This is a genomic window from Pedobacter hiemivivus, from assembly GCF_005144565.1.
Classification (GTDB): Bacteria; Bacteroidota; Bacteroidia; order Sphingobacteriales; family Sphingobacteriaceae; genus Pedobacter; species Pedobacter hiemivivus.
This window is the reverse complement of the sequence record NZ_SWDX01000005.1, coordinates 560,651-583,743: the sequence shown is the minus strand read 5'-3', so window position 1 is coordinate 583,743 and position 23,093 is coordinate 560,651. Positions and strand designations below refer to the sequence as shown.

15 protein-coding genes are annotated in these 23,093 nt (G+C 39.8%); 4 read left to right on the top strand and 11 right to left on the bottom strand.

The features are described from left to right. Window positions 1–4: 4 nt before the first annotated feature. The gene (gene miaB, locus FBD94_RS15550; RefSeq protein ID WP_131608022.1) at window positions 5–1,432 is read right to left on the bottom strand and encodes a tRNA (N6-isopentenyl adenosine(37)-C2)-methylthiotransferase MiaB; all 1,428 of its coding nucleotides are present in this window, start codon (window positions 1,430–1,432) and stop codon (window positions 5–7) included. 129 nt (window positions 1,433–1,561) lie between these two features. On the opposite strand from miaB, the gene FBD94_RS15545 reads away from it, so the two are divergent. After that, window positions 1,562–3,346, top strand: coding sequence for an AsmA family protein (locus FBD94_RS15545; protein WP_136880852.1), 1,785 nt, complete (start codon window positions 1,562–1,564; stop codon window positions 3,344–3,346). Window positions 3,347–3,396: 50 nt separating this feature from the next. Beyond that, the gene (locus FBD94_RS15540; protein WP_136880851.1) at window positions 3,397–5,193 is read left to right on the top strand and encodes an AsmA family protein; all 1,797 of its coding nucleotides are present in this window, start codon (window positions 3,397–3,399) and stop codon (window positions 5,191–5,193) included. Window positions 5,194–5,269: 76 nt separating this feature from the next. Here the strand turns inward: FBD94_RS15540 and FBD94_RS15535 are convergent, their stop codons facing one another. From FBD94_RS15535 to FBD94_RS15490, 10 genes are all read right to left on the bottom strand, one after another. Beyond that, a complete protein-coding gene (locus FBD94_RS15535; protein ID WP_136880850.1) occupies window positions 5,270–6,340 on the bottom strand; it encodes a phytase in 1,071 nt (356 codons plus the stop codon). A gap of 62 nt (window positions 6,341–6,402) precedes the next feature. Continuing rightward, on the bottom strand, window positions 6,403–7,659 hold the full coding sequence (locus tag FBD94_RS15530; RefSeq protein WP_136880849.1) for a right-handed parallel beta-helix repeat-containing protein: 1,257 nt from the start codon (window positions 7,657–7,659) through the stop codon (window positions 6,403–6,405). A 31-nt stretch (window positions 7,660–7,690) separates the two neighbouring features. Continuing rightward, window positions 7,691–10,456: a TonB-dependent receptor gene (locus tag FBD94_RS15525; protein ID WP_136880848.1), complete on the bottom strand. Its 2,766-nt coding sequence runs from the start codon at window positions 10,454–10,456 to the stop codon at window positions 7,691–7,693. Window positions 10,457–10,705: 249 nt separating this feature from the next. Next, on the bottom strand, window positions 10,706–12,307 hold the full coding sequence (locus FBD94_RS15520; RefSeq protein WP_136880847.1) for a tetratricopeptide repeat protein: 1,602 nt from the start codon (window positions 12,305–12,307) through the stop codon (window positions 10,706–10,708). A gap of 231 nt (window positions 12,308–12,538) precedes the next feature. Continuing rightward, on the bottom strand, window positions 12,539–14,659 hold the full coding sequence (locus FBD94_RS15515) for a S9 family peptidase (protein ID WP_136880846.1): 2,121 nt from the start codon (window positions 14,657–14,659) through the stop codon (window positions 12,539–12,541). 91 nt (window positions 14,660–14,750) lie between these two features. After that, window positions 14,751–15,815 carry a branched-chain amino acid aminotransferase gene (locus tag FBD94_RS15510; protein WP_131608030.1) on the bottom strand — a complete coding sequence of 355 codons (1,065 nt, stop codon included), beginning with the start codon at window positions 15,813–15,815 and terminating at the stop codon, window positions 14,751–14,753. Window positions 15,816–15,875: 60 nt separating this feature from the next. After that, entirely contained in the window at window positions 15,876–17,060 is a 1,185-nt protein-coding gene (locus FBD94_RS15505; protein ID WP_136880845.1) for an ATP-binding protein, read from the bottom strand. Between the two features lie 111 nt (window positions 17,061–17,171). After that, window positions 17,172–18,128 (bottom strand): tryptophan 2,3-dioxygenase family protein, encoded by a 957-nt coding sequence (locus FBD94_RS15500; protein ID WP_136880844.1) that lies wholly within the window; start codon window positions 18,126–18,128, stop codon window positions 17,172–17,174. 47 nt (window positions 18,129–18,175) lie between these two features. Continuing rightward, complete coding sequence (locus FBD94_RS15495; protein ID WP_136880924.1) at window positions 18,176–19,474, bottom strand: HAD-IB family phosphatase; 1,299 nt, start codon at window positions 19,472–19,474, stop codon at window positions 18,176–18,178. Between the two features lie 67 nt (window positions 19,475–19,541). Continuing rightward, window positions 19,542–20,504, bottom strand: coding sequence for an NAD-dependent epimerase/dehydratase family protein (locus FBD94_RS15490; protein ID WP_136880923.1), 963 nt, complete (start codon window positions 20,502–20,504; stop codon window positions 19,542–19,544). 74 nt (window positions 20,505–20,578) lie between these two features. Between FBD94_RS15490 and FBD94_RS15485 the strand changes: the two genes are divergently transcribed. Further along, window positions 20,579–21,760, top strand: a complete 1,182-nt coding sequence (locus FBD94_RS15485; RefSeq protein WP_136880843.1) for a formimidoylglutamase — start codon at window positions 20,579–20,581, stop codon at window positions 21,758–21,760. A 90-nt stretch (window positions 21,761–21,850) separates the two neighbouring features. Next, window positions 21,851–22,987 carry a TlpA disulfide reductase family protein gene (locus tag FBD94_RS15480; RefSeq protein ID WP_136880842.1) on the top strand — a complete coding sequence of 379 codons (1,137 nt, stop codon included), beginning with the start codon at window positions 21,851–21,853 and terminating at the stop codon, window positions 22,985–22,987. Window positions 22,988–23,093: the final 106 nt, after the last annotated feature.

Genomic DNA, 23,093 nt, shown 5'->3' with positions numbered 1-23,093 from the left:
TTACTTAAACTACAGTTCCCAATAACGTGGCAGATGTACAACGATCAACGTGTACATTTACGTATTGACCTGCTTTCACTCCTTCACTTGCCGGGAAAACAACCATTGCATTCTGATCATTTCTTCCACAAAAATCTTTATCCGATTTTTTAGAAGTACCCTCCACCAAAATTCTAACAGTTTTTCCAACAAATTGTTGTAGTCGGAACAAAGAAGTTTGTTGTTGCTTTAATAAAATTTCAGCAAGTCTGCGTTTTTTTACCTCTTCAGGGATATCATCAGCATACTTACGTGCAGCCAATGTTCCCGGTCTTTCCGAGTAGCTGAAGGTAAAGGCGAAATCATAACCTACGTAATCCATGATGCTCAACGTTTCCTGATGCTCTTCTTCGGTCTCCGTACAGAAACCAGCAATGATATCAGATGAAATTGCGCAACCAGGTATAATCCGTCTAATGGCATCAACTCTATTGATGTACCATTCGCGTGTATAAGTCCTGTTCATCAGTTCCAGAACCCTGGTACTGCCCGATTGAACAGGTAAGTGGATATAATTACAAATATTGTCGTATTTCGCTATGGCATATAAAACTTCGTCAGTTATGTCTTTCGGGTGCGAAGTCGAAAATCTAATCCTCAAATCAGGACTGATTAGTGCTACTTTTTCAAGCAACTGGGCGAAGTTAACTTCTGTTTCCGCAGTCTCTTCCGCATCAGCGCCTTTCCATTTATAGGAATCCACATTTTGTCCCAATAGCGTTACCTCTTTATAACCTCTATCAAAAAGGTCTTGGGCTTCGGCTAATATAGAATATGGGTCACGACTTCTTTCGCGGCCACGGGTAAAAGGAACTACACAAAAAGAACACATATTGTCGCAACCACGCATAATAGAAATAAAAGCAGTAATGCCATTTCCATTTAAGCGAACAGGACTGATGTCTGCATAAGTTTCCTCACGAGATAACAATACATTAATGGCTTTATGGCCACTTTCTACTTCGCTTAACAATTGCGGAAGCTCACGATAAGCATCTGGACCCACTACAACGTCAACCAATTTTTCCTCTTCCAGAAACTTTGATTTTAAACGTTCAGCCATACAGCCCAATACCCCAACGATTAATTTAGGATTTCTACGCTTCTCCGCACCAAATTGTGATAACCTGTTGCGTACTCTTTGTTCTGCATTTTCACGGATCGAGCAGGTATTGATGAATACCACATCTGCTTCTTTATAGTCGCCGGTAGTTTCGAAACCCTGATCCAGTAAAATAGAAGCTACAATCTCGCTATCGGCGAAATTCATCTGGCAACCATAGCTTTCAATATACAACTTTCGTCCATTACGCACTAAAGGTGCATCAATAACCAAAGCCTCTCCCTGGCGCTCTTCATCGTGTGTTTTATCTGTAAGTTGTAAATCAATCATTGGTTAACATTATTATGGGCTTCAAAAATACGGAATTTAATTTACAAATGACAGATTGGCAGAGACGGAATAATAATAACTAAGTTTCCTTTTATATATTGTGGCGCTGAAATTGTTAGTGCTACTCATATGCAAAACGTTGTTATCAAAAGTAGATCAGGGAAATACAAAAAGAGAATATGGATAATTTCCATATTAATTGTGTTGATTGTAGTTGTAACCGGAATAATGTTGCTAATGGCGAGGTGGAAGCCCCTGCTTTCTCAAAAGCTAAAGGATGGGGTGTATAACCGCTCCTTTAATCTTTATAAGCTGGATTTTAAAGATATTAGCATTAATCTGCTAACAGGAAGTATCGAATTACAGGACGTGTCGTTAGTTCCAGACACTAGTGTTTATAATCAGTTTAGAAAGTTAAGGGTTGCTCCAGCCAATATCTTCGAGGTAAAACTTGAGCGATTGCAATTGAATAGAGTGGCCTTGTTAACTGCTTATTTTAAAAGAGAAGTAGAGATAAAATCGATTGTTTTAGAGAACCCGTCGATTAATGTGACTCACTATAAGGTAGAAAAACTCCCGGAAGAACTTGAAAAGGAGGATCAGACTTTGTATGACCTGATCTCCAATAGAGTTAAATCGATTGATGTTAAGCGAATTAAAATTATTGATGCAGATTTCGACTATATCAATGGGGATAATTTTAAAAAAATACATTCCGTAAAACACCTGAGCATTAATGTCAATGATTTTCTGCTGGATTCTGTTTCTCAGTTTGATACCACAAGATATTACTACGCAAAGGATATTGGCTTTGAATTAACAGGCTACAAATCGATTAGTAAAGATAAAATGTATACCATCAAGGTCGATACGATCAGAGGTTCAGCATTGCATAAATCTATAGACATCACGGGGGTTCAAATGATTCCTATGTATCCCGATCTGGCCTTCTCCCGTAAATACACTTATGGAAAAGATCGATATGATCTTAAATTTAATACCATTAGCCTTGAAGGCGTAAACTTTGCATTGTTAGATGCTGAAGAGAAACTACAGGCAAAAGCTTTAAAAATAGGGCCTGCCAAAGTAAATATTTTTGTAAACCGAGAGCTGCCCCCACCACCCAACCTGGATAAAGTCAGGAATTTCCCGCATATGGCGCTTAAGCGTTTACCTATACCTACCGTTGTAGACACGGTAAAATTGACTAATATTGACCTGGCTTATACAGAGTACAATCCAATCAGTCAGAAGAGGGGAACAGTATATTTTCAAAACTTAAGTGGTCGCATCCTCAATGTGACCAATGATACCCTGCAGCTGACTAAAAATAACCATGCTGTAGCAAATTTGACTGCTCTGGTGATGAAAACCAGTCGTATAAATGTGCAGATAAATTTTAACCTCACGGACAAGAATGCCGCTTTCAGCTATAACGGAAATGTAGCTCCCATGAATTTACAGGCTTTAAATCCGATGGCAAAAAATATGGGATTAGTGGAAATTGAAAGTGGACAAATGCAAAAACTGGATTTTAATATACACGCTAATGCCAAAGGCTCTTCTGGGAAGGTTCATTTTTATTATACCGATCTTAAGATAAAACTACTGAAAGAGGGCGAAAATGGAATGGCTCCTAAAAAGAAAGGATTTTTATCCTTTCTGGCTAATAAGCTCTTGATTGAAGACGCGAACCCGATTAAGGGAGAAGCCGCGCGTACGTCGAATGTTACTTTTCAAAGAACCCCAGCGGCATCTTTTTTTAACCTGATGTGGAAAAGCATTTTTATAGGTATGCGAGAAACAGTAGGATTAGGTATTGTTCCAGTTAAAACCCCAGAACAAGCCATGGATAAAATAAAAGATAAGAAGGAAGAGCGCCGAAAAGAAAAAGAAGCTACAAAGAAGAATTAATACCTAAGCTGTCACAATAATTGTATATTAGGCTAACCACCCTGTTGCTTATGACTGTAAATGTTGGAAAGAAATACATCATACTTAAATGGTTTGCTGCAGCCTTGCTGTTTGTTGCTTTAATACTTATTGGAATAACCTGGTACTTTAGTGTTAAATTGAAACCTATAGTTACGGCCGAATTAAAGGAGCTGGTTTTGAAAACCACAGAAAACCTTTATCAAGTAGACTTCTCTGCTGTTAATGTGAATGTGTTAACAGGCATATCGTCTTTGTCGGATGTAACGATTACGCCCGATACTGCTGTATATCGTCAGCTCATCGCCCTTAAACATGCCCCCAATAATTTGTACAAGATAAAGCTTAAAAAATTAGCCGTACGAAACTTTCATCCTTTTAGGTTGTGGCGGGATAAAAAGTTAAACATCGATCTGCTGTTGTTCGATAATCCATCTATTGAAATGACCAATCGGCAGTTTGATTACAATGATGAGAAGCTCCCTCATCCTATAAAATCTCCTTATGATTACATTGAAAAGTACCTCAAAGAGTTGCGCATAAAAACAGTAGATTTTAAAAATGCCAGCTTTAAATACATCGACAATAATACTCCTGATCAGCCGAAAATTGATTACGTAGATAGTTTAAATATCACATTGAAAGACTGGCTGATCGATCGGCATTCGGCTAATGACAAAAGCAGGCTTTACCTGTTGAAGGATGTGATTATTAACCTTAATGCCTATTCCTATGCAACTTCTGATAGCTTGTATTTTGTCAAGTTTAACCGACTTGATTTTGCTGCATCTTCGGGCAAGCTAGATGTAAAGAATTTTAGTCTTGAGCCTCGGGAGAGTGAACATCAGTTTGGTAGTACCTTAGGCTATGCTAAAGACAGGTATAACATACAGATCAGCAGTATCGGCTTTACCGGAATTAACCTTCCTTTATATATCTTAAAACAAGAGTTGTTTGCTAGAGAAATGACGCTCGCCGATGGGACTCTGGCAGTGCTAAATAACAATACACTCCCTAAAAAAGTAGTCAATAAAATAGGATCCTACCCACACCAATTATTGCAAAAGGCAAATGCTAAATTGACGATAGCGAAGCTGAATTTAGACAATATAGACATCAGTTATAGCGAATTTGGTCAGGAGGGAAAAGGCAAGGGGGTCATTATGTTTGAAGAAACAAGGGGGACAATTACGAATGTGACCAATCTAGAAAAGGTGATTGCTAAGGATTCTTTAGCTGTAGCTGCATTAACTTCTCGTGTGATGGGCTCGGGGAAGTTGGATGTAAACTTTAAATTCAATCTTGCTGCCAAAGATGGGGCTTTCTCTTATGCAGGTGTGTTGGAGGATATGGAGGGAAGAGCATTTAACAGGATCACTAAACCATTGGGATTGGTAAAGGTAAATAGTGGGCATATCGATAAGCTGGCATTTGATGTCAAGGCAAATGATGAGGTGGCAAAGGGGACAGTTAGCTTTGCCTACAAAGATCTTTCTCTGGCTGTACTTAAGAGAGTAAAAGGAGAGGATCGCCTGGTAAAACAGGGCTTAATTTCATTCCTGGCAAATGCATTGGTTATCAATTCTTCTAATCCCAGTGTAGATGGAAAGTTTGTCACCGCTACTGTTGATTATAAACGCGTACCAACAGCCTCTTTCTTTAATTTTATATGGAAAACACTTTTTCAGGGTGTTAAATATAGTGTAGGGTTTACGCCAGCAAAGGAGAAAAAGATTAAAGAGCAGATTGCTAAATTTGGAAAGATCAAAGCAGATCGGCAAGCAAGGCAGAAGCGCCGGGCAGAACGGTTGAAAAGGGTGAAAAGATAAAAAGAGCAAAGATAAAGGAGCAAGGAATAATGACTAAACGCCCAGTCTTTATTCCTTACTCTTTGTTCCTAAATCCTTATCTGACTTTCAATTTCTTCCCCGCCAGGTCTTCCCAGCGATAAAGTTGGAACGTTTTGTTATCACTCATCGCAACAAAGAGTCCATGCTTAAAGTCATTGTTAAGTGCTTTTGAATAGATATCAGAACCATCGCTATTGTTGGTGGAGGTAGGAATGCTGGTGATCAGCACATGCTTGTTCGGATCTTGTTTAGTGCCCTCACGATTAAATACCTGAAAGTGATTTGCTGCCTGATCTGAAACCAATATATACCCAGTGCTATCGGTAGTTTTATAAATGCTAATCCCCTCGTTATCCTCTTTAAATCCTGTTGTAGCAAATAAAGCCAGTTCCTGGTTTCCTTTTGCTGGATCAGCATAATACTTTCTAACCCCAAATTGCTCGTCAGAATAGTAGATATAGCCTAGCTCGTTGTCAACTGCTATAGATTCGATCTCTTTTTTGCCGCTATATTTACCAAACTTCCTTTTTAAGGTCGCTTTCAATTGGCCCTTGCCATTGTCTTCCAGTAAGTATTGCCACAAATATTCCCCTTCCTTAGGACCGGATTTGCGGCCTACGATAGCATAGATCTGCCCTTGTGGATCTGTATACATACCAATGCCCATCAGGTCTCTGTATAGTTCGCCGGTTTCACCTTCAAACATGGGTAGTCCGCCATTGTCTATCGGCTTCATATCAGGTAAAGAGAATACCCTCAGTTTGTGCGTCATTCGTTCGGTAGCCACAGCAATGTCTACTTTCTTTCCACCCAGGTTTAAACCATAGGCCACATCAACGTTATTAGGTCGCTTTAGTCCTTTAACTGTTTTCTCTTTAATTATCTTTCCTTGTAAGTCAAAAACGTACAAACCGCCGTTTTCATCTTTGTCAGTTCCAATGATTAGTGATTTGGAACTATCTGCCGGATTTACCCATATCGCAGGATCATCAGAGTCGAATTGTAGAGGTTCAGTTACGTAAAGAGGTTTAATTGCTGCAGTGTTTACTGGTTGATTTTGGCTACAAGCAGCTGTAAATAATAGTATGGATGTTGTAAGGCAGAGGATTGAATTGGGTTTATTCATTAAATATAGGTTTATATGCTGTTGTCCGGTTGTCCGGAACAACAGCATGATTGATAATTTGTTTAGTTAGCTGATCCGTAAGCACCAATATAGTTAGCTGGTGCTGGTGAGGTATAAGTAATTCCATTTAGGACTAAACCTGCAGCATGATGACGTGTAAAGTCCGTTTTTCCTTTGCCAATTGCCGGAGAGCCAGCTTGCAAATGGAAGTTCCATGCGGTGTTAAACGAAGCATTGTTAACATCTGTGCTCGTCGGATAGTTCAAAAATTTAGGGTCGTTGTCTCCCGCGGTTTTTCCAATCACATCATTGATGCCACCTACGATATCCGCGGTTGGCTGAAACTGATTAACTGTGGTTTGATTGTACCCATAGTATAGGTTGTTCCCGAATAAAGATCTGGCATCTTCAGGGGCTTTAGTATCTCTTTTTATGCCAAAGCGCGTATTTGCAAACATATTGTTAAATACACTTACACGGACTGTTGCTTCTACCCAGATAGATCCACCTTTGGCTGATGGTCTGCGCCATCCCGTATTAATAAGGGTGTTATTATATACCACAGCAAAGGTTTGAGGGCTACGGTCACCACTATTAGATAGCTTTAATGCATTGGTATTTGTACTGTATACCAGATTGTAGGCTACGTCAGCTAAACAACCTGATTTTAGGTTGATGGCTTCTCCGCCTGTTACTCCCGTAGTGTAGAATAGGTTGTTCGCAAAAATGATCTTTCCCCCTTCAATGTATGTACAATCTTCCTGTAGGTTTCTAAAAACACTATTGGTTACAACCAGTTTGCCGTTTACGTTGGCAAACCATAATGCTGGCAGGTTTTCTCCAGCCTTGCCTTTATAGAGTTTTTGTTTTACTGAGGTCGATGCATCAGAAGTTGTTGCACCAGCATATTCAATAATGGTATAGTTAAGCAATAGTTCGGCACAACTTGGAGCAGCTAAGATTCCACCCCATAAACGGCCGAATTCATTTTCTTTTGTTCTTAATGCTTCCTCAACGGTAAATTTTATTGGGAATGCCTGAGTCCCCTCTGCGTAAAGGTTTCCCTTCACAATGATCTCAGGTTTAGCTACAGCATCCATAATCACGGTTACACCTTCTTCTATGGTTAGAGATTGCCCTTCAGGGATAATAATGTCTCCTGTGATGTGCTGCACGCTTCCTCTTTTCCAGATGCCAGAAACTTCGCCAATGGCTGATCCATTTCCTGTACCAGGATCTACATCGATATTAGCCTTTTCGCAGCCTGTAAAGACTACCATGAACAGGGCCAGGTAGATAAACAATTGTTTTGCTTTCATTTTTTTCTTTTATGATGAATGATCAAATGGGTTAAAGTTTGTAGCGTAGGCCTAATAAATAGGTTTGTTTATAGTAATCATTACGAATCAGCGTTTTGCCATCAAATACTGTTGCATTAGGGTCGTTAGGATTGGTGCCCTTAATGAATAATTTTAATGGGGTGTTCAGTAGATTTCCTCCTTTTACAAAGATGCTCAGGTTGTTTTTGAATTTTTTCTCTGCAGAAAGATCCATCTGGATGAAGCCTTGCTGCCATAGATCATTGTTTAGGAATTGGGAAATTGTGTTGATACGAGGACCTGTATAGGCTGCTGCGATTTGGGCATCAAATCCGTTTTTACCGCCTTTATAAAGTAAGGAAATATTGCCAATATGCTCAGACTGCCCGTATAGTGGTCTGCTTTGGTCAACAGTAGCGGGTTGCAAATCTCCGGCTTCATCTCTGTATCTTGTGCTTTTTGAAGTGGTGATTCTGGAGTGTGTATAGGTGTAGTTAGCTTTGATACCAAACTTATGGATAAACTTGATGTAATCAAGCTCCAACCCGTAGTTACGTGCATCTCCAAAGTTGCCAGGTATATAGTATGTGTCTTGCGGACGGGTAGGATCAGCCTGGATGGTGTATTCGATAGGATTCTTTATTTTTTTATAAAAAGCACCTACCAACAGCTGGTCATTTCCATTAGGAAACAGTTCATAGCGCAGGTCAAAGTTGTCGGCCATGGCACGTTTCAAATCCGGGTTTCCTTTTTCCTTATAATCATCTTGGATTAAACCAGTTCCTGGTACGATCTCATAAAACCCTGGACGGTTTAAAGAACGGAAATAAGAAGCGCGCAGCTGCTGTTTATCGGCCAGTTTATATTTCAAGTTTAAGCTCGGTAGGTAATCTGTATAAATCTGTGACCCTATAGGACGCAGTTCTGCAGCGGGGAAAAGCATTTTGTATCCCTGGTTGGTATGCTCTATACGCAAGCCACCTATGATCTGTAACTTTTCGGTGCTCAAAGTAACCATTCCATAACCCGCAGTCGTTTTTTCAGAGGCATCATAGGTTAATGCATTGTCTACTGATCCAGCAGGGTTTTTTATTGTCCAATTAATTTCTGTATAGTTGTTGAAATCTGTGCCATACAATGCGAAAGGGGTATTTGTAGTGAGTACATACTGATTGTAAAAGCTACTACGTTGTTTATCGCGATACAAACCTCCGACAGTAAATTCTGTTTTTATCCCTGCAATTAAAGTGTTGTAGGTAAAATCCAGGTATCCAGCCTTATCATCTTCGGTATTTCTTTCCCAACGACGTGTGTAAGCATCTCCAATGGCCTGGGCGTAAGTCCGACGGTCTATAAAGTTCTCACGTACACCGAGTATATTGATGTTGTTCTGATCTGGAACTTCATTTTTAGCAGATGAGTATACGGCTGACCAGTGTAGTTTTAGCTTTTCAGCGATAAGCTGGTGATCTCCCTGTAAGGTGCCATTGTAGATCTGTTGTTCTGTCAGGCGTGTACGCGTAGCATAAATGAGCTTCGCATTTCCTTTTTCGGAATCATACTCACTGCTGAAATCTACTAGTTTTGAATCTCGGAGTTGTAGACTGTTTAGATTAACATATGCATTGTACAGGCTCAGCTTATGGTTTTTATTGAACACATAATCTAATTTAGCATGTGCGCCATAACGTTTTTGCTGCTCCGAATACTGTCGTTCATCCATGTTCTTGACTTTCTCTACTTTATCAGTTGCGACTAATTGTGAGTTGTAAAATGTACTGTTACTTCCTCTGTAGTTGTTCTGATAACTTCCGGCAAGTAGAATCCCGAACTTGTTGTTGAAATAACGGTTACCTATAGAAAGACCGCCTATTACGTTTGGTGCGGGATGTTTGGAGGTATAGTCGACCATTCCTTTAGGGAAATCTGAGGTTGTAGCCTTATAATCTTTGCCATTAACCTCGTAAGGTGATTTGTGACTGATGTCGGAGGCGTTAAAGCCCATAAAATCTCTATCGATAAACATTTGGCTGTAGCCCGCTGCAAGGTTTGCATTGATCTGCAATTTTTCCGGAGCATCTTTCATCACCATATTTACAACGCCGCCAATGGCATCAGCCTCCATATTCGGAGTTAATGTTTTGTATACTTCAAGCCTTTCCAATAATTCAGATGGGAAGATGTCTAATGGTACGTAACGGAACTTGTTATCAGGACTCGGAATTTTTACACCATTAACTAGCGTGTAGTTATATCTTTTGTCCATTCCTCGTACAATAGCATATTGTCCATCACCATTACTGCTTCTTTCAATAGATATTCCTGATACACGTTGAATAACGTTCGCTACGGTTAAATCTGGAGAGGCCTCAATGGCGCGGCCCGATACCACGTTAACCAATTGCAATGATTTCTGTTCAATACGTCTGGCCGTTTTCTCTGAACCACCATCGCCTTTGCCCGAAATCAATACCTCACTCAAATCCTTGTCCTTACTTTCTGACAGATAAATTTTTAAGGTAGGATTGTCTTCTTTTAAGATGACGATTTGTTTTAATAAAGCTTTATACATTAAATAGGATACTTTTAGCGTAAAAGTTCCTGCGGGTGGATGCTTAATCTCAAAAGATCCATCGAGCCCTGTTAAGACTGCCTTATCGGTTTGTTCTAACTGTACAGATGCGCCTGCAATGGCTTCACCGGTTTTCTGGTCATAAACATAGCCTTTCAAGCTTGTGGCTTTTGCAGTAGCTATACTTAGTAATAAGCATAAAAGAACTTGTAAAGTTGACTTCATCTTGCGAATAATTTGTTTGTGTTTTTAATTATGCTGCAAATGTGTAAACCTCCACAGATACTTGTCAATTTTGTCCGTGTACAAAATGTATACAGCGTTACAAAGACTATATACAGAACGTATACATCGTATACTGTTTTTGTCTAATTGGTTGTTCTTTAAGTGTTTATTTGTAGCAAAAAACGCCGTTATCATTAGGTTAGCGTAATATTAACAATCTGTTAAGTCGGGGTGGTTCGCGTTTTTTAGCTATAAAGTCTGTATAAAAGTGCTGAGATTTTCGCCTTGCGGGATATCCAGTTTCTTTCTTAATCGGTAGCGGGCAACACGTAAACTATCCTGAGATATGCCAAAAAGTGTAGCCATATCCTTCGAGTTCAAATTCATTTTAATCAGGGCAACCAAACGTAAATCGCTTGCAGTTAATTCTTCACTATATTTCTTCAGGTTGTCAAAAAAGCTATGGTGAATTTGCTCAAATAGGCTACTGAATTCTTTCCAGTGTTTATCTCGACTGGTGCTCTGGTTGATCTTTGTTACGATTTGCTGCAACCTCTTTTTCTGATCTCTTTTATCATCCTTTATCATTTCCTCCAGCTCGGTACGCAGCTCTTCTAAGAACTGGTTGCTTTGTATCACATGGAGCGTATTGCTGGTTAGTTCCTTGCCTTTCAGTTCAAGTTCGGCCTCTATGGCGTCCTTTTGGGCCAGATAAAGCGCATGATTCTGAGCATTGAGTTGTTGTTCGTTTCTAATTTTGAGGCGTTGTCTGCTGAAGATACTGGCGGCCAACAAGCCTAGCAAAATAACAATCAGTACAACTGAGACAATGATAAACTGATTGGCTTTCTTCTCTTTTTCAAAACCCATAATAGCCGAATCCTTTTGCTGTATTTCAAATAGCGTTTGTAGTAAAGCCATTTGTTTATTGGTATCCTCGGTAAAGATTCTCAGAAAGATATTTCTACCCAGTTCGCTGTAATGATAAGCACTATCATACCTTTTCATGAGGTCAAAGTTTTTCGAAAGATCGCGGTATGCACTACTCAGCTGGTATTGATCGTTCATGGCCAGGGCCATTTGGGCGGCTTTACGCGTATAGCCCAGTGCTTCATTATACCCGCCCGTTTTTCTGTAAACATCCCCAATGTTATTGATAATCTCTATCTGGGCAAGGTCATTTGAATTGGCTTTATTCAGATTTAACGCAAGGTTATAATATTTTAGCGCAGAATCCATCTTTGGCTCATCTTCATAAATGCTTCCCAGATTTTCATAGATCTTGGCAATGCCGGTTTTGTCTTTTGTTTTGTGAAACTCCTTAAGAGCCAGCTGCTGGTACTTCATGGCCTGTGCATATTTTCCGCTTTTTTCATAGGTTTGGCCAATTAAACCATACGACTCTGCGATCCCTCCCGGGTTGTTCAGTCTTTTGTAGAGTGCTAGGCCTTCCTGGAACTTTGTAAGAGAGATTTCGTATTGTTTGCTATAGTAATAAGCTTCCCCTGTCTTGTTTACTGTTTTTGCCAGGTTGCTAAGGTCATTACTTTTTCTAAAGATGCGGTCTGCCTTGTAGTAATAGTCAACCGCTTGTGGGTAGGCTGCCTGATAATAAAATAATTCGGCCAGATACAGATAGCAATTTGCTGCTGAAATAGAGTCATTTTGAGAAAGAGCCTTGTTTAAAGCATCTTTAATCTTTATAAAGGCCGCATTGGGCTGCTTTTTGATTAAAGAGTCTATTGTGCTTTTTTCAATAACCTTTGCATGTATAATTGAGCAAGGGGTAATGAGATAAAGCATGCATAGGAGCAGGCCTTGTTGAATGCTTTTTAGGTTTGGCTGTTTCACGCTTTAAAAGTAAAGCATGCAGTGTTAAGCGAGTGTTAAATCAAGTAGAGGGGGGAGGGAAGGAATAGGGGGATGTTATAAAGCGTTCGTCATTCTGAATTCGTCATGCCGGCGCAGGCCGGTATCAGAATCTCTCAATAGAAGGGTGGTCTTTCTCTTGCGGGATACCGGCCTTCGCCGGCATGACGAACGTACAAAAAAAGAGCCTGTTGATACAGGCTCTCAAATTCTTTATTTTAGCAACTCTTCTGGTACTGCTCTATTCAGCAGGTTTTGGTAATAAAAGCGAATCCGCTCAGCACGGTCATGTGGAGTTTTAACGCCAGCCCAACCATGTCTACCACCTGGATAAATCATCAGTTCAAAATGCTTATTGGCATTTTGAAGTTTATCAATCAACTGAATTGTATTTTGCATATGCACATTATCATCCATGTCACCATGCATAATGCGCAGTAAGCCTTTGTAATTGTTCACGTACGTCAATACAGAGCCTTTTTTATAGCCCTCAGGGTTCTCCTCTGGCGTGTCCATAAAGCGTTCGGTATAATGCGTGTCGTACAGGTCCCAGCTGGTAACTGGCGCGCCTGCATAGCCAAAGTCAAAATCATCTGCACCCATAGTTAAAGCCATACAAGTCATGTAACCACCATAGCTATGTCCGGTAATTAACAATTTTTTGTTGTCAACCCAAGGTTTAGCTTTTAACCACCTTGCTGCGGTCGTGTAATCTTTCATTTCCCATTTACCCAGGTTGCGATGCATTAGTGCTACACCCGCTTTACCAAATTGTCCAGAAGCACGGTGATCTACTGCAATTTGTATAATGCCTTCGTTAGCCCACCATTGGTTGTTTGTTCCTTTCCAGGTATTGGTTACGGTGCCGGCATTGGGACCTCCATAGATACTCATCACTACAGGATACTTCTTGTTTTGATCAAAGTTAGTAGGGTAGGTAATTACCGCAGGCAGGTTATAGCCATCATCTGTAGGAATGGTGATCATCTCTGTTTTACCAAAAATATATTGATCAAAATCAGCCGACTTGCTATCTCCAAGTTCTTTAATTACTTTTCCGGTGTTGTCCAGCAAACTGCGTTTCGTTGGTGTAGAAACATTAGAGTAGTTGGTGATGAAGTAAGTTCCGCCTGGTGACATCTGCACCTGATGGGTATAGTCGCCAAAAGTTAAACGCTTTAAGTTCTTTCCGTTATAGTCGACACGGTAAAGATCGGTTCTTGTAGAAGCTTCCTTACGAGCCATAAAGTAAACCACCTTATTTTTCTCGTCTACCTGCATTAGATTAGTTACCTGCCAGTTTCCACTAGTTATTGGATTAATCAGTTTGCCATCTAAAGTATACAAGTAGAAATGTGCCCAGCCTGTTTTGTCGCTCTTAAGGATGTAGTGTTTTTTATCCTGTAGATATTCAATTCTGCCACCAAAATCTAAATCAACCCATGAAGGTTGCTTCTCATCATAGATTTCTTTTTTTGCACCTGATATAGGGTTTACCGTGTAGAATTTCAGGTCGTCCTGTCCACGGTTCATCCACTGAACCATTAGACTACTTCCATCGTAACTCCAGTAAGGTGTTCCAAAATATTGGTCATCTTTCTCATTAAAATCAGCCCATATAACCGGTCCGCCAGCGGTTTTTACAAAGCCTACTTTCACTTCCGGGTTTGGATCTCCCGCTTTTGGGTAACGGGTTTTCTCTACATAGCCATGCTGACCGGTTGATCCATAAATAGGAAACATAGGAACTTTAGTGTCATCAAAGCGCATGAAAGCAATGTGTTTGCTGTCGGGTGCCCACCAGAAAGCCCGGTAGTTGGTTGGCCGACCTAAAATTTCTTCATAATATACCCATGATGACCAACCGTTATAAATTACATCGGTCGCATCTTTGGTATATCTGATTTCGTTGCCGTTCTCCGTATCCACAGCAAAAAGGTCGTTGTTTCTGGTAAAGGCTACATATTTTCCATCAGGAGATAAGACTGGATTCTTTTCCTCATCCTTGTTATTTGTTAGGCGTTTAGGCTCATTTTTTCCTGATTTGATGTAGATGTCGTTCTTTTCTACATATACATTTACATCACTTTGGGCTGGGGGACTGTAAGCTATTTTTGCACCAGATCTTACATCGACAGCATACAATTTGCGATCTTTTGCGTCCATTTCAATGTAATGACTGTCGTCACTCCAGCCTGTTATGATACTCATTGGCTTGGTTAGCGAAGGTTGGCCCGAAAATATTTGTTGTTGGTTCAGTTTTTTAAGCTGGGCCTCTGCTGGAATGCTGAAAAGCAATGCGCCTGCTAAACCCAGGGTTAAGGTTAGTTTCATTCGAATAAGTATGGTTAGTTTTTTTATGATTTGACAATAAAAAGGCGCCCTTAATAAAGGCGCCTGTATTATATTTTAAGCTAGTTTGGTATTACAATACCCAGTTCCAGCCAAACTCATCCGGAGCTAATCCGTAACGGATGTCGTTCAGTGTTTTTGCAATGCCAGCAGAAATAGTACGCGTTGCAGGATCTGTTAAAGTATAAGTTTTACCTTGGTAACCAATTGCACCGATTGGAGTAACTGTTGCTGCAGTACCTGCTGCAAATGCGTCAGTAAGACTTCCGTTTTCGATACCTTCGATTACTTCTTTAACGCTTACACGTCTTTCTTCAACCTCGATACCTGCTTTTTTAGCAAGGGTAATGATGGTGTCGCGGGTTACTCCGTCTAAAACGGTGCTTCTTACCGAAGGCGTTACCAATTTACCATTGATCACAAAGATTAGGTTTGCTGTTCCAGCCTCTTCAATAAATTCATGAGCAGCAGCATCAGTCCAGATTAACTGGTCAAAACCTTCTTTTTGCGCTTCCGCAAAAGGGAATAAAGAACGGGCATAGTTTCCAGCAGTTTTGGCATAACCAACACCACCATCATCAGCACGAGTATATTCAGTTTCGATTTTAACATTTAAAGCTTTGCTGTAGTAAGGGCCAGTAGGCGTAGTTAATAAAGCAAAAATATATTTATCAGATGGTTTAACGCCTAAATATGGGTCAGTAGCAAACATTACCGGACGGATGTACAATGAATAACCATCTTGTGCAGGTACCCATTTTTCATCAATATCAATTAATGCAGCAATACCTTGCATGAAGATATCTTTAGTTATAGCAGGCATAGACATACGTGCCGCTGATTTGTTGAAACGCTCAAAGTTTTTCTCAGGTCTGAAAACACTGATCTTACCATTCGCCTGGCGATAAGCTTTCATTCCTTCAAAAATTGCTTGTCCGTAGTGTAATGCAGAAATTGCAGGACTCATTGGAATAGGACCGTAAGGTAGCACATGTAGGTTCGACCACTGGCTATTATCGTATTCTGCAATAAACATATGGTCAGAAAATACCTTTCCAAAAGGCAACTGAGAAAAATCAGTTACTGTAAGTCTGCTGGTTTCAGCTTTAGTGATTGTTATATCAAGTGTATCATTCATTGTAGTAGTATTACTTAGTGCAAATTTAAGAAAAAATGGCCTTTCAGTGGTTTTTATTTTTTAATGAATAAAACCACCCCATATATAACCATCAAATAGTTTAACCGGATGTCTACCTATTACATTACACTTTTTAATGTCAAGGTTTTCTGCTAATGATATTGCGTTTTTTAAATCAGACTCATCAGCAGTTTCTTTTACTTCAAAACACCTATTTTGGTCTAAAATAAAATCAATCTCTTTTCCTGATTTTAGCTGATAATAAGCAATCGCTCCTTTATGATGTAATTGGTTAAAAACTGCATTTTCAAACAATGCGCCACTACCAGCTTCGCCTGATATAGAGGCAATGCCATTATCCAGAAAGTAAATCTTTTTTGCTTTGGTAATTTCCCTATCCGGGCTTTTTGATAAAACCGGAATGGTACGGATTAGATAACTTTGTTCAAGTAGGTCTAGATAATTTTCTATGGTAGGCCTGGATATTCCTGTTAGGCTGGTTAACTTGGAAACGTCCAACTTTGTTCCTATCCTTACTGATAGCAGTCTTATCAGTTTGTAAAGATTTGCCGGATTCCGGATGTCAGAGAGCAGGGCAATATCAAAATTAATATAACTGCTGATGATATCCTGTATCATGTCTTTTTTATCACCTACAGATTCTGCTAATACTACTTCAGGAAAACCTCCGTAGTTAATATAGGTTTCGTAATAGCCTTTCAATCGTTCATATTCTGCTCGTACAAATTTTTCAGTTTTGTCTAATGAGATTTCTGGTACAGATACTCCATTAAAAGAAAGTAACTCAGCAAAGCTCAGGGGGTATATGTCGAAAAGTTTTTTTCTGCCAGCTAAGGACTCAGAAAACATGTTTTTCATGTAATAAGCACTGGATCCTGTTACAATAAATTTTATATCGTATGTGTCATAAAGATATTTCAAGACACTTGGTAGATTTGGAACCAATTGAATTTCATCAATCGCAATCAATACTTTCTCACCGAAATTTGCACCTTGTTGCGTTAAGGCGTAAATAATTGTTTCATAATTGGGCTCAGAGAACAGAAGCCTGTTGTCCATCCGTTCAAGATCAAAATAATATTTTTGGGCAATGGAGGATTCTGCTATCAATTGTTTTACCAACGTGGTCTTTCCAGTTCTCCTCATTCCTGTTAAAACAGTAATCTGTTTCTTCCCAAGGTGATCGAATAGTGAGGGATAAATTGCCCTGTTGTAAAAATTCATATTACTATTTGTATAGTGTGATGCAAAAATAGTAATACTATTTGTAAAGTATACTATGTAAATAGTACTACTATTTTACAGGTGTGCTTTACAAATAGTAATAATTGGTGGTTATTTTAAATCCTTTAGTACGCCAAGCACCCATCCTTTACCCCATTCTTCAATCTGCTCCTCAGTCCATAAAAATGGATAGAAGATTCTTTTTTGAAAGCGCGGAGGCAGGTACTTCTGCCAGTTGGTTCCACCAGTAGCAGCAATGTCAACCGGATCACGTTCCAGGTACCTTACTGCCGATTTATAATGAGATAGGGGCCATTCCACATTTACATATAGATCCAGCTTTCTCAACTCATCTGCCAATGCTGTGACGTCATTTCCTTCATTAGCCAGTTTATGGTATAGGGCCGAAAAGTTAGTTTCCTTTCTGTCTTTTACCAATTGTAAAAACTGGGTAGCATATTTGTTGATGAACTGTTTTAGGGTCAGCGTTTGCTTACCAGTTGCCAATTCAGTAGCCCCAAATTTCCAGTAGATGTGTTCAAACTGCGTTTCAATGTCAGCATTTGCCAGTTCTTCTCTTTTACTTTTGTCTACAAGTTGGGTAAAGTTTGTCGCGCAGATCTCAATCATTCTGTATTGACCAGATTGAAAGCCGCTGGCAGGCAGTAGCGACATACGGAACTTTAAAAACTGATCCTTTTCCATGCCATTCACCATCACTTCAAAAGAAGTAGTTAAAGCATTGAAATAAGCGTTAATACGTCTTACCCTTTCCGTAAAAAATTCGACAGTCAAAGAAGGGTTTTCCGCAATTTGCTTACACTCATGTAACGAAAGCTTAAAATAAAGCTCCGTAATCTGGTGATACATGATAAAGATTTCCTCGTCAGGAAAAGGCGTTTTTGGACTTTGCAGACTTAAGAGGGTATCCAGGTGGATATAATCCCAGTAAGTTAAAAAGTCAGCATACAACAGACCATCCAGATAAGCCGCCATATCCTGCCCCATGGCAGCATACTTCTCCTGCAGCTTATCCAGCTTTTCTTTGATTTGTGGTGTAAGTTCCATTAGAAAGTTAGTTTACCACAAATGTAATTAAACGAAGGCCTATGCGGTTAATACAATACCCTAAATTTTATCGTATGCTCAATCTTCTTTAAGAATTTAAACAATTGTTTGTCGTACTCTGCATTGATGTCCGTAATTACATAACCGATGCTTGGATTGGTCATTAGAAACTGCCCCACAATATTGATATCGTGATAAGCAAAGGCCGTGTTGATTTTGGCCATAATCCCAGGAACGTTTTTATGGATATGAATCAGACGGTGCGATTTTTCGATTCTTGGCAACTGCAGGTTAGGGAAGTTGTTGCTCAGGTGTGTTGTGCCTGTATTCATAAAATCGATCATTCTTTTAGGAATGAAGTTATTGTTGCGTGGGTTTGCCTTGGTGTCATCAAAAACAACAATTCCCTGCTCTGTACATTTTTGCAGATCAATTTTGTTTTTTGCATTTCCAAGGTAGCCGATTGTTTTTAAGGTAACCGCTCTAACCAGTTGATCCTCCGTGATCTTCTCTCCATCAGCAAGTAACAGCATGTGTACATCTGCCACATATTTTTCCTCAAAGCTGGTTTTATGACGAATGGAAAAACCATCTTTCTTTAGCATCTCTATACTTTTAGGATCAACCTCGCCAATGATTAGGCATAAGATCCTGTTTTTTGGATAAGATATTGCCCTTGGTAGGTTGTTTACATATAAAAACTCATCAAAGCTAGGGGTAACGTGATCTGCTTTCTTAACAATACTTTCTCTTGAGATATTCTCTGTAAAAGCATAGAATTTTTTGATCAGGCCACTTTCACGAAGTTGAAAGTCTGAATAGCCATCACCAATTCCATACAAATCACCTTCAAGATTCATTTGCTGCATCAGTTTTACCTTTCCACCTTCTTCACTCAAGGGGTTAGAATGGTCGTAATCTATAATTTTGCCATCTCCAGTAGTGACAAAGGTATTGGCATAGATATTTTCTTTTTTAATATGGTATTGGCTTACTACCGGGGTAATAAATTCTTTAAAACCGCCAGAAACGATCAATACTTCATCCGCATGTTTTTTAAAGAATGCTGCATTACGGGAAAAAGATGCGGATACTTTTTTCTTCAAGACTTTGATCAGCTGCTTTAGGTGGTCTTCTGTCGCTTCCAAAAGTCTTACTCTTTGGGCTAAACTTTCACCAAATGAGAGTTTACCTTCCATAGCAAGGTTGGTATAATCTTCAATTTTTTGAAATATGGCTTCCTTTTCAGGGTGCTTTTTAAGAGAAATGCGTGCCAGCTCGTCCAAAGCTTCAACTTGCGTAAAAGTGCTGTCAAAATCAATGATGTAAAAATTCTTTTGCTTCATCCGTTTAGAGGTAATGATATTTAGATGGGTCTTAATATCGCTAATAATTGACCCAAATATAGGAATTTCAATACTGCTGAACGCAGATTTCTTCAATACTTTGCTTTATTTGCTTAAATTCGATAGAAATAGTCTGCTTTATTTTTTCATTGCTGTACAAACTCTCGTTTAAGCTGCTTCTGGCCGCGTCGCTGGTTAGTGCTGCAGGCTTTCGGGTAAATAGGGAAGCCAGCTTTGCAGCTCGCCAGGCAAGGCCCAACATCCATGGTTTAGCTTCCTTGTTTGGAGCTTTAATTCCATAGCCTTTTGCGATCTCTCCAAAGAATTGTTTATAGTGGTAGTTTTCCGCTGACAGGATATATCTTTCGGCTGTCTCCTTGCTGTTCATGAGTGCGATCATGCTTTTGGCGACATCAGCTACATCCACCAATCCTGTGGCCCCTTTGGTGTAATAGCTCATGCCATCCTTTACCAATTTAAAAATGGCACCACTTCCTTCAAAACCTGCTCCGGCACCAATAATAACTGATGGATTTACAATTACAGCGTCAAGCCCTTCGGCTATGCCCCGCCAGACTTCCATTTCGCCTTCATATTTTGAAATGGCATAAGAATGGGCTTTGGCATCATATTCCCAAAAATCTTTCTCCGTAATAAGGGCTCCCTTTTTGGCATTGCCCAAAGCCGCTACAGAGCTTACGTGCAGTAGGCGCACCCCAAGATCCGCACAAAGGTTCACCACATTACTGGTTCCTTCAATGTTTACCCGCAAAAGTTTGGCTTTATCTTTAGGATCGAAAGAAACGAGGGCTGCACAATGGTATACCTGCTCGATACCTTCGAAAGCATCTTCAATTGCCGAAATGTCGTTTATGTCGGCAATTGCCCAGTCAACCAGACTATTGTCCTTAATTAAATCCGGAACAATGGAGTGTTCCCGTTTCAACGCCCTAAGCTTTATGCCTTGGCTGGTTAACTGATGGATGAGTTCAGCGCCTAAAAACCCAGTAGCACCCGTAACCAATATCATTTCATTTTTTTTAGGATGTTCATTAAAATACGAGCTCAAAAATAGATATTTGATGCCATACATTATATCACAATATGTCTTTATCAGATTTTTTTTCTCCGGTAAACCCCGATAAATTTGCACCTAAACAGGGATTCTATACCAGTCAACTAGGTTTAAAGGCCGGATTTTTTACCGATAAATTCCCTCAGCTGGACGAAAAACAGTATGATATTGCCATTTTTGGCGTGCAAGATGATCGCGCTGCGGTAAATAATGAAGGCTGTGGATTGGCACCAGATTATTTTAGGGCTCAGTTTTACAGTTTGAATGAAGGTGCTTTTACCACAAGGATCATTGATCTGGGCAACATCAAAGCTGGAGCATCGATTTCAGATACTTATGTAGCGCTAAAAACAGTCGTTGCTGAATTGATAAAGCTGGATATTGTGCCGGTCATCATTGGCGGCGGACAAGACCTTACTTATGCGCAGTACCTCGCTTACGAGAGTCTGGAGCAAAAGGTAGACCTTGTAGTGGTCGACAATAAGTTTGATTTGGATGAGGAAGATCAGGAAGGACTTGCTGCAAAGTCAGACACATATCTGAACAAGATTCTTTTACACCAACCCAATTATCTTTTCAACTTTAGCAATGTAGGTTACCAAACCTATTATGTAAATCAGGATAGCTTAAAGGTAATGAACAAGCTATATTTTGATGCGCATCGATTGGGTGAGTTTTCTGACGATATCACTTTAACAGAACCCATCATCCGCAATGCGAGCATGATTAGTTTCGATATCGGTGCGATCCGTTCATCGGATGCCGGTGCCAATGCCAATGCCGGACCGAATGGTTTTTACGGGGAGCAGGCTTGTGCCATTACGCGCTATGCCGGAATGAGCGATAAGTTAACTTCTATAGGCTTTTATGAGTTTAATCCTGCATTTGACCAAAATGGACAAACGGCAATGTTGCTTGCTCAAATGGTATGGTACTTTGTGGATGGCTTTTACAACCGCAAGAAGGATTTTCCATTGACGCCTAAGTCGCAATACCTCATTTACAGGGCTAGCTTAAACGATGGTTCATCAGAATTACTTTTTGTAAAGAGTAAAAAATCTGATCGTTGGTGGATGCAGGTGCCTTATCCAACAGGGATTTCTAAAAACGAAAGATATCATCTAGTCCCTTGTCGCTATGACGATTATACCACCGCGGTGAATGGCGATATGCCTGATTTATGGTGGCGCACCTTCCAAAAGCTACTATAATATTACATTAAACCATGCGTTATATTTTTGGTCTATTAATTACATTTGGACTTGAATAACCAAACTTATTATTTCAATAAAAGAAAAACTATGAAAAAGATCACACTGATCGCAGCTTGTTTGTTGCCTGCAGCCGTTATGGCACAAAGCAAATTTGCAGTTACAGGTAAGGTAGGGAACTTAGGTTCACCTGCAAAAGCCTTTTTATATTATGGCCCAAGGGCTAAACAAATCGTTGACTCTGTAAATATCGTTGGCGGTAAATTCGCATTTGCAGGAACTGTAAACGGAATTACTCAGGCTTCTATTAGAGTTACTCATGCTGAACCTACAAAACGTGGTACTGCTCCTGATGCTATTATGTTTTATCTTGAGCCAGCAACCATTCAAGTGGTTTCAACTACAGATTCATTAGTAAACGCTGTTATCAAAGGTTCTAAAGTGAATGAGGATGATGCTAAATACAAAGCATTAACTAAATCAGCTAGTGATAAGAACGCGGCTTTAATGGCTGAGTTTCGTGCCAAAGGTCCTAATGCACGTCAGGATGAGGAATTCATGAAAGGAATTATTAGCCGTGATGAAGCCATCAGAAAAGAATTAGATGTATTAAACAAACAGTTTTATGCAGCTAACCTTAACTCTTATGTGGGTTTAGTAGCATTTAAAGCAACAGCGGATGTAGATGCGGACCTTAAAGGTACTGAAGCTGAATTCAATAAATTCTCTGCTGCTGTAAAAGCAACTGATCTTGGTAAAAGCATTACTAAAGAGATTGAATCTGCTAAAAAAACAGGTGTAGGTCAAATGGCTATGGATTTCACTCAAAATGACGTGAATGACAAACCAGTTAAATTGTCTGACTTCCGTGGAAAGTATGTATTGCTTGATTTCTGGGCTTCATGGTGCGGTCCTTGTCGTGCTGAAAACCCTAACGTGGTAGCTGCTTACAACAAGTTCAAAGATCAAAACTTTACTGTTCTTGGTGTTTCTTTAGATAACCCAGGTAAAAAAGATGCTTGGTTAGCTGCGATCGCAAAAGACGGCTTAGCTTGGACTCAATTATCTGACTTGAAAGGTTGGGAGAATGCAGCTTCAACAATGTACGGTGTACGTGGTATCCCTGCAAACTTTTTAATCGATCCTAATGGTAAGATCATCGCTAAAAATGTTAGAGGTGAAGAGTTGCAGAAGAAATTGGCTGAGGTTTTAGTGAAAGGAAAGTAGAAAATAACCGTTCTCTTCAAGAGCTGCATTGCTTCGCTGAAGGGCGAAGAACGCTGAGGCTCTTTCTGAGAAGGTAATTTTCTTCCTCACAAAAACGAAAGAGGGG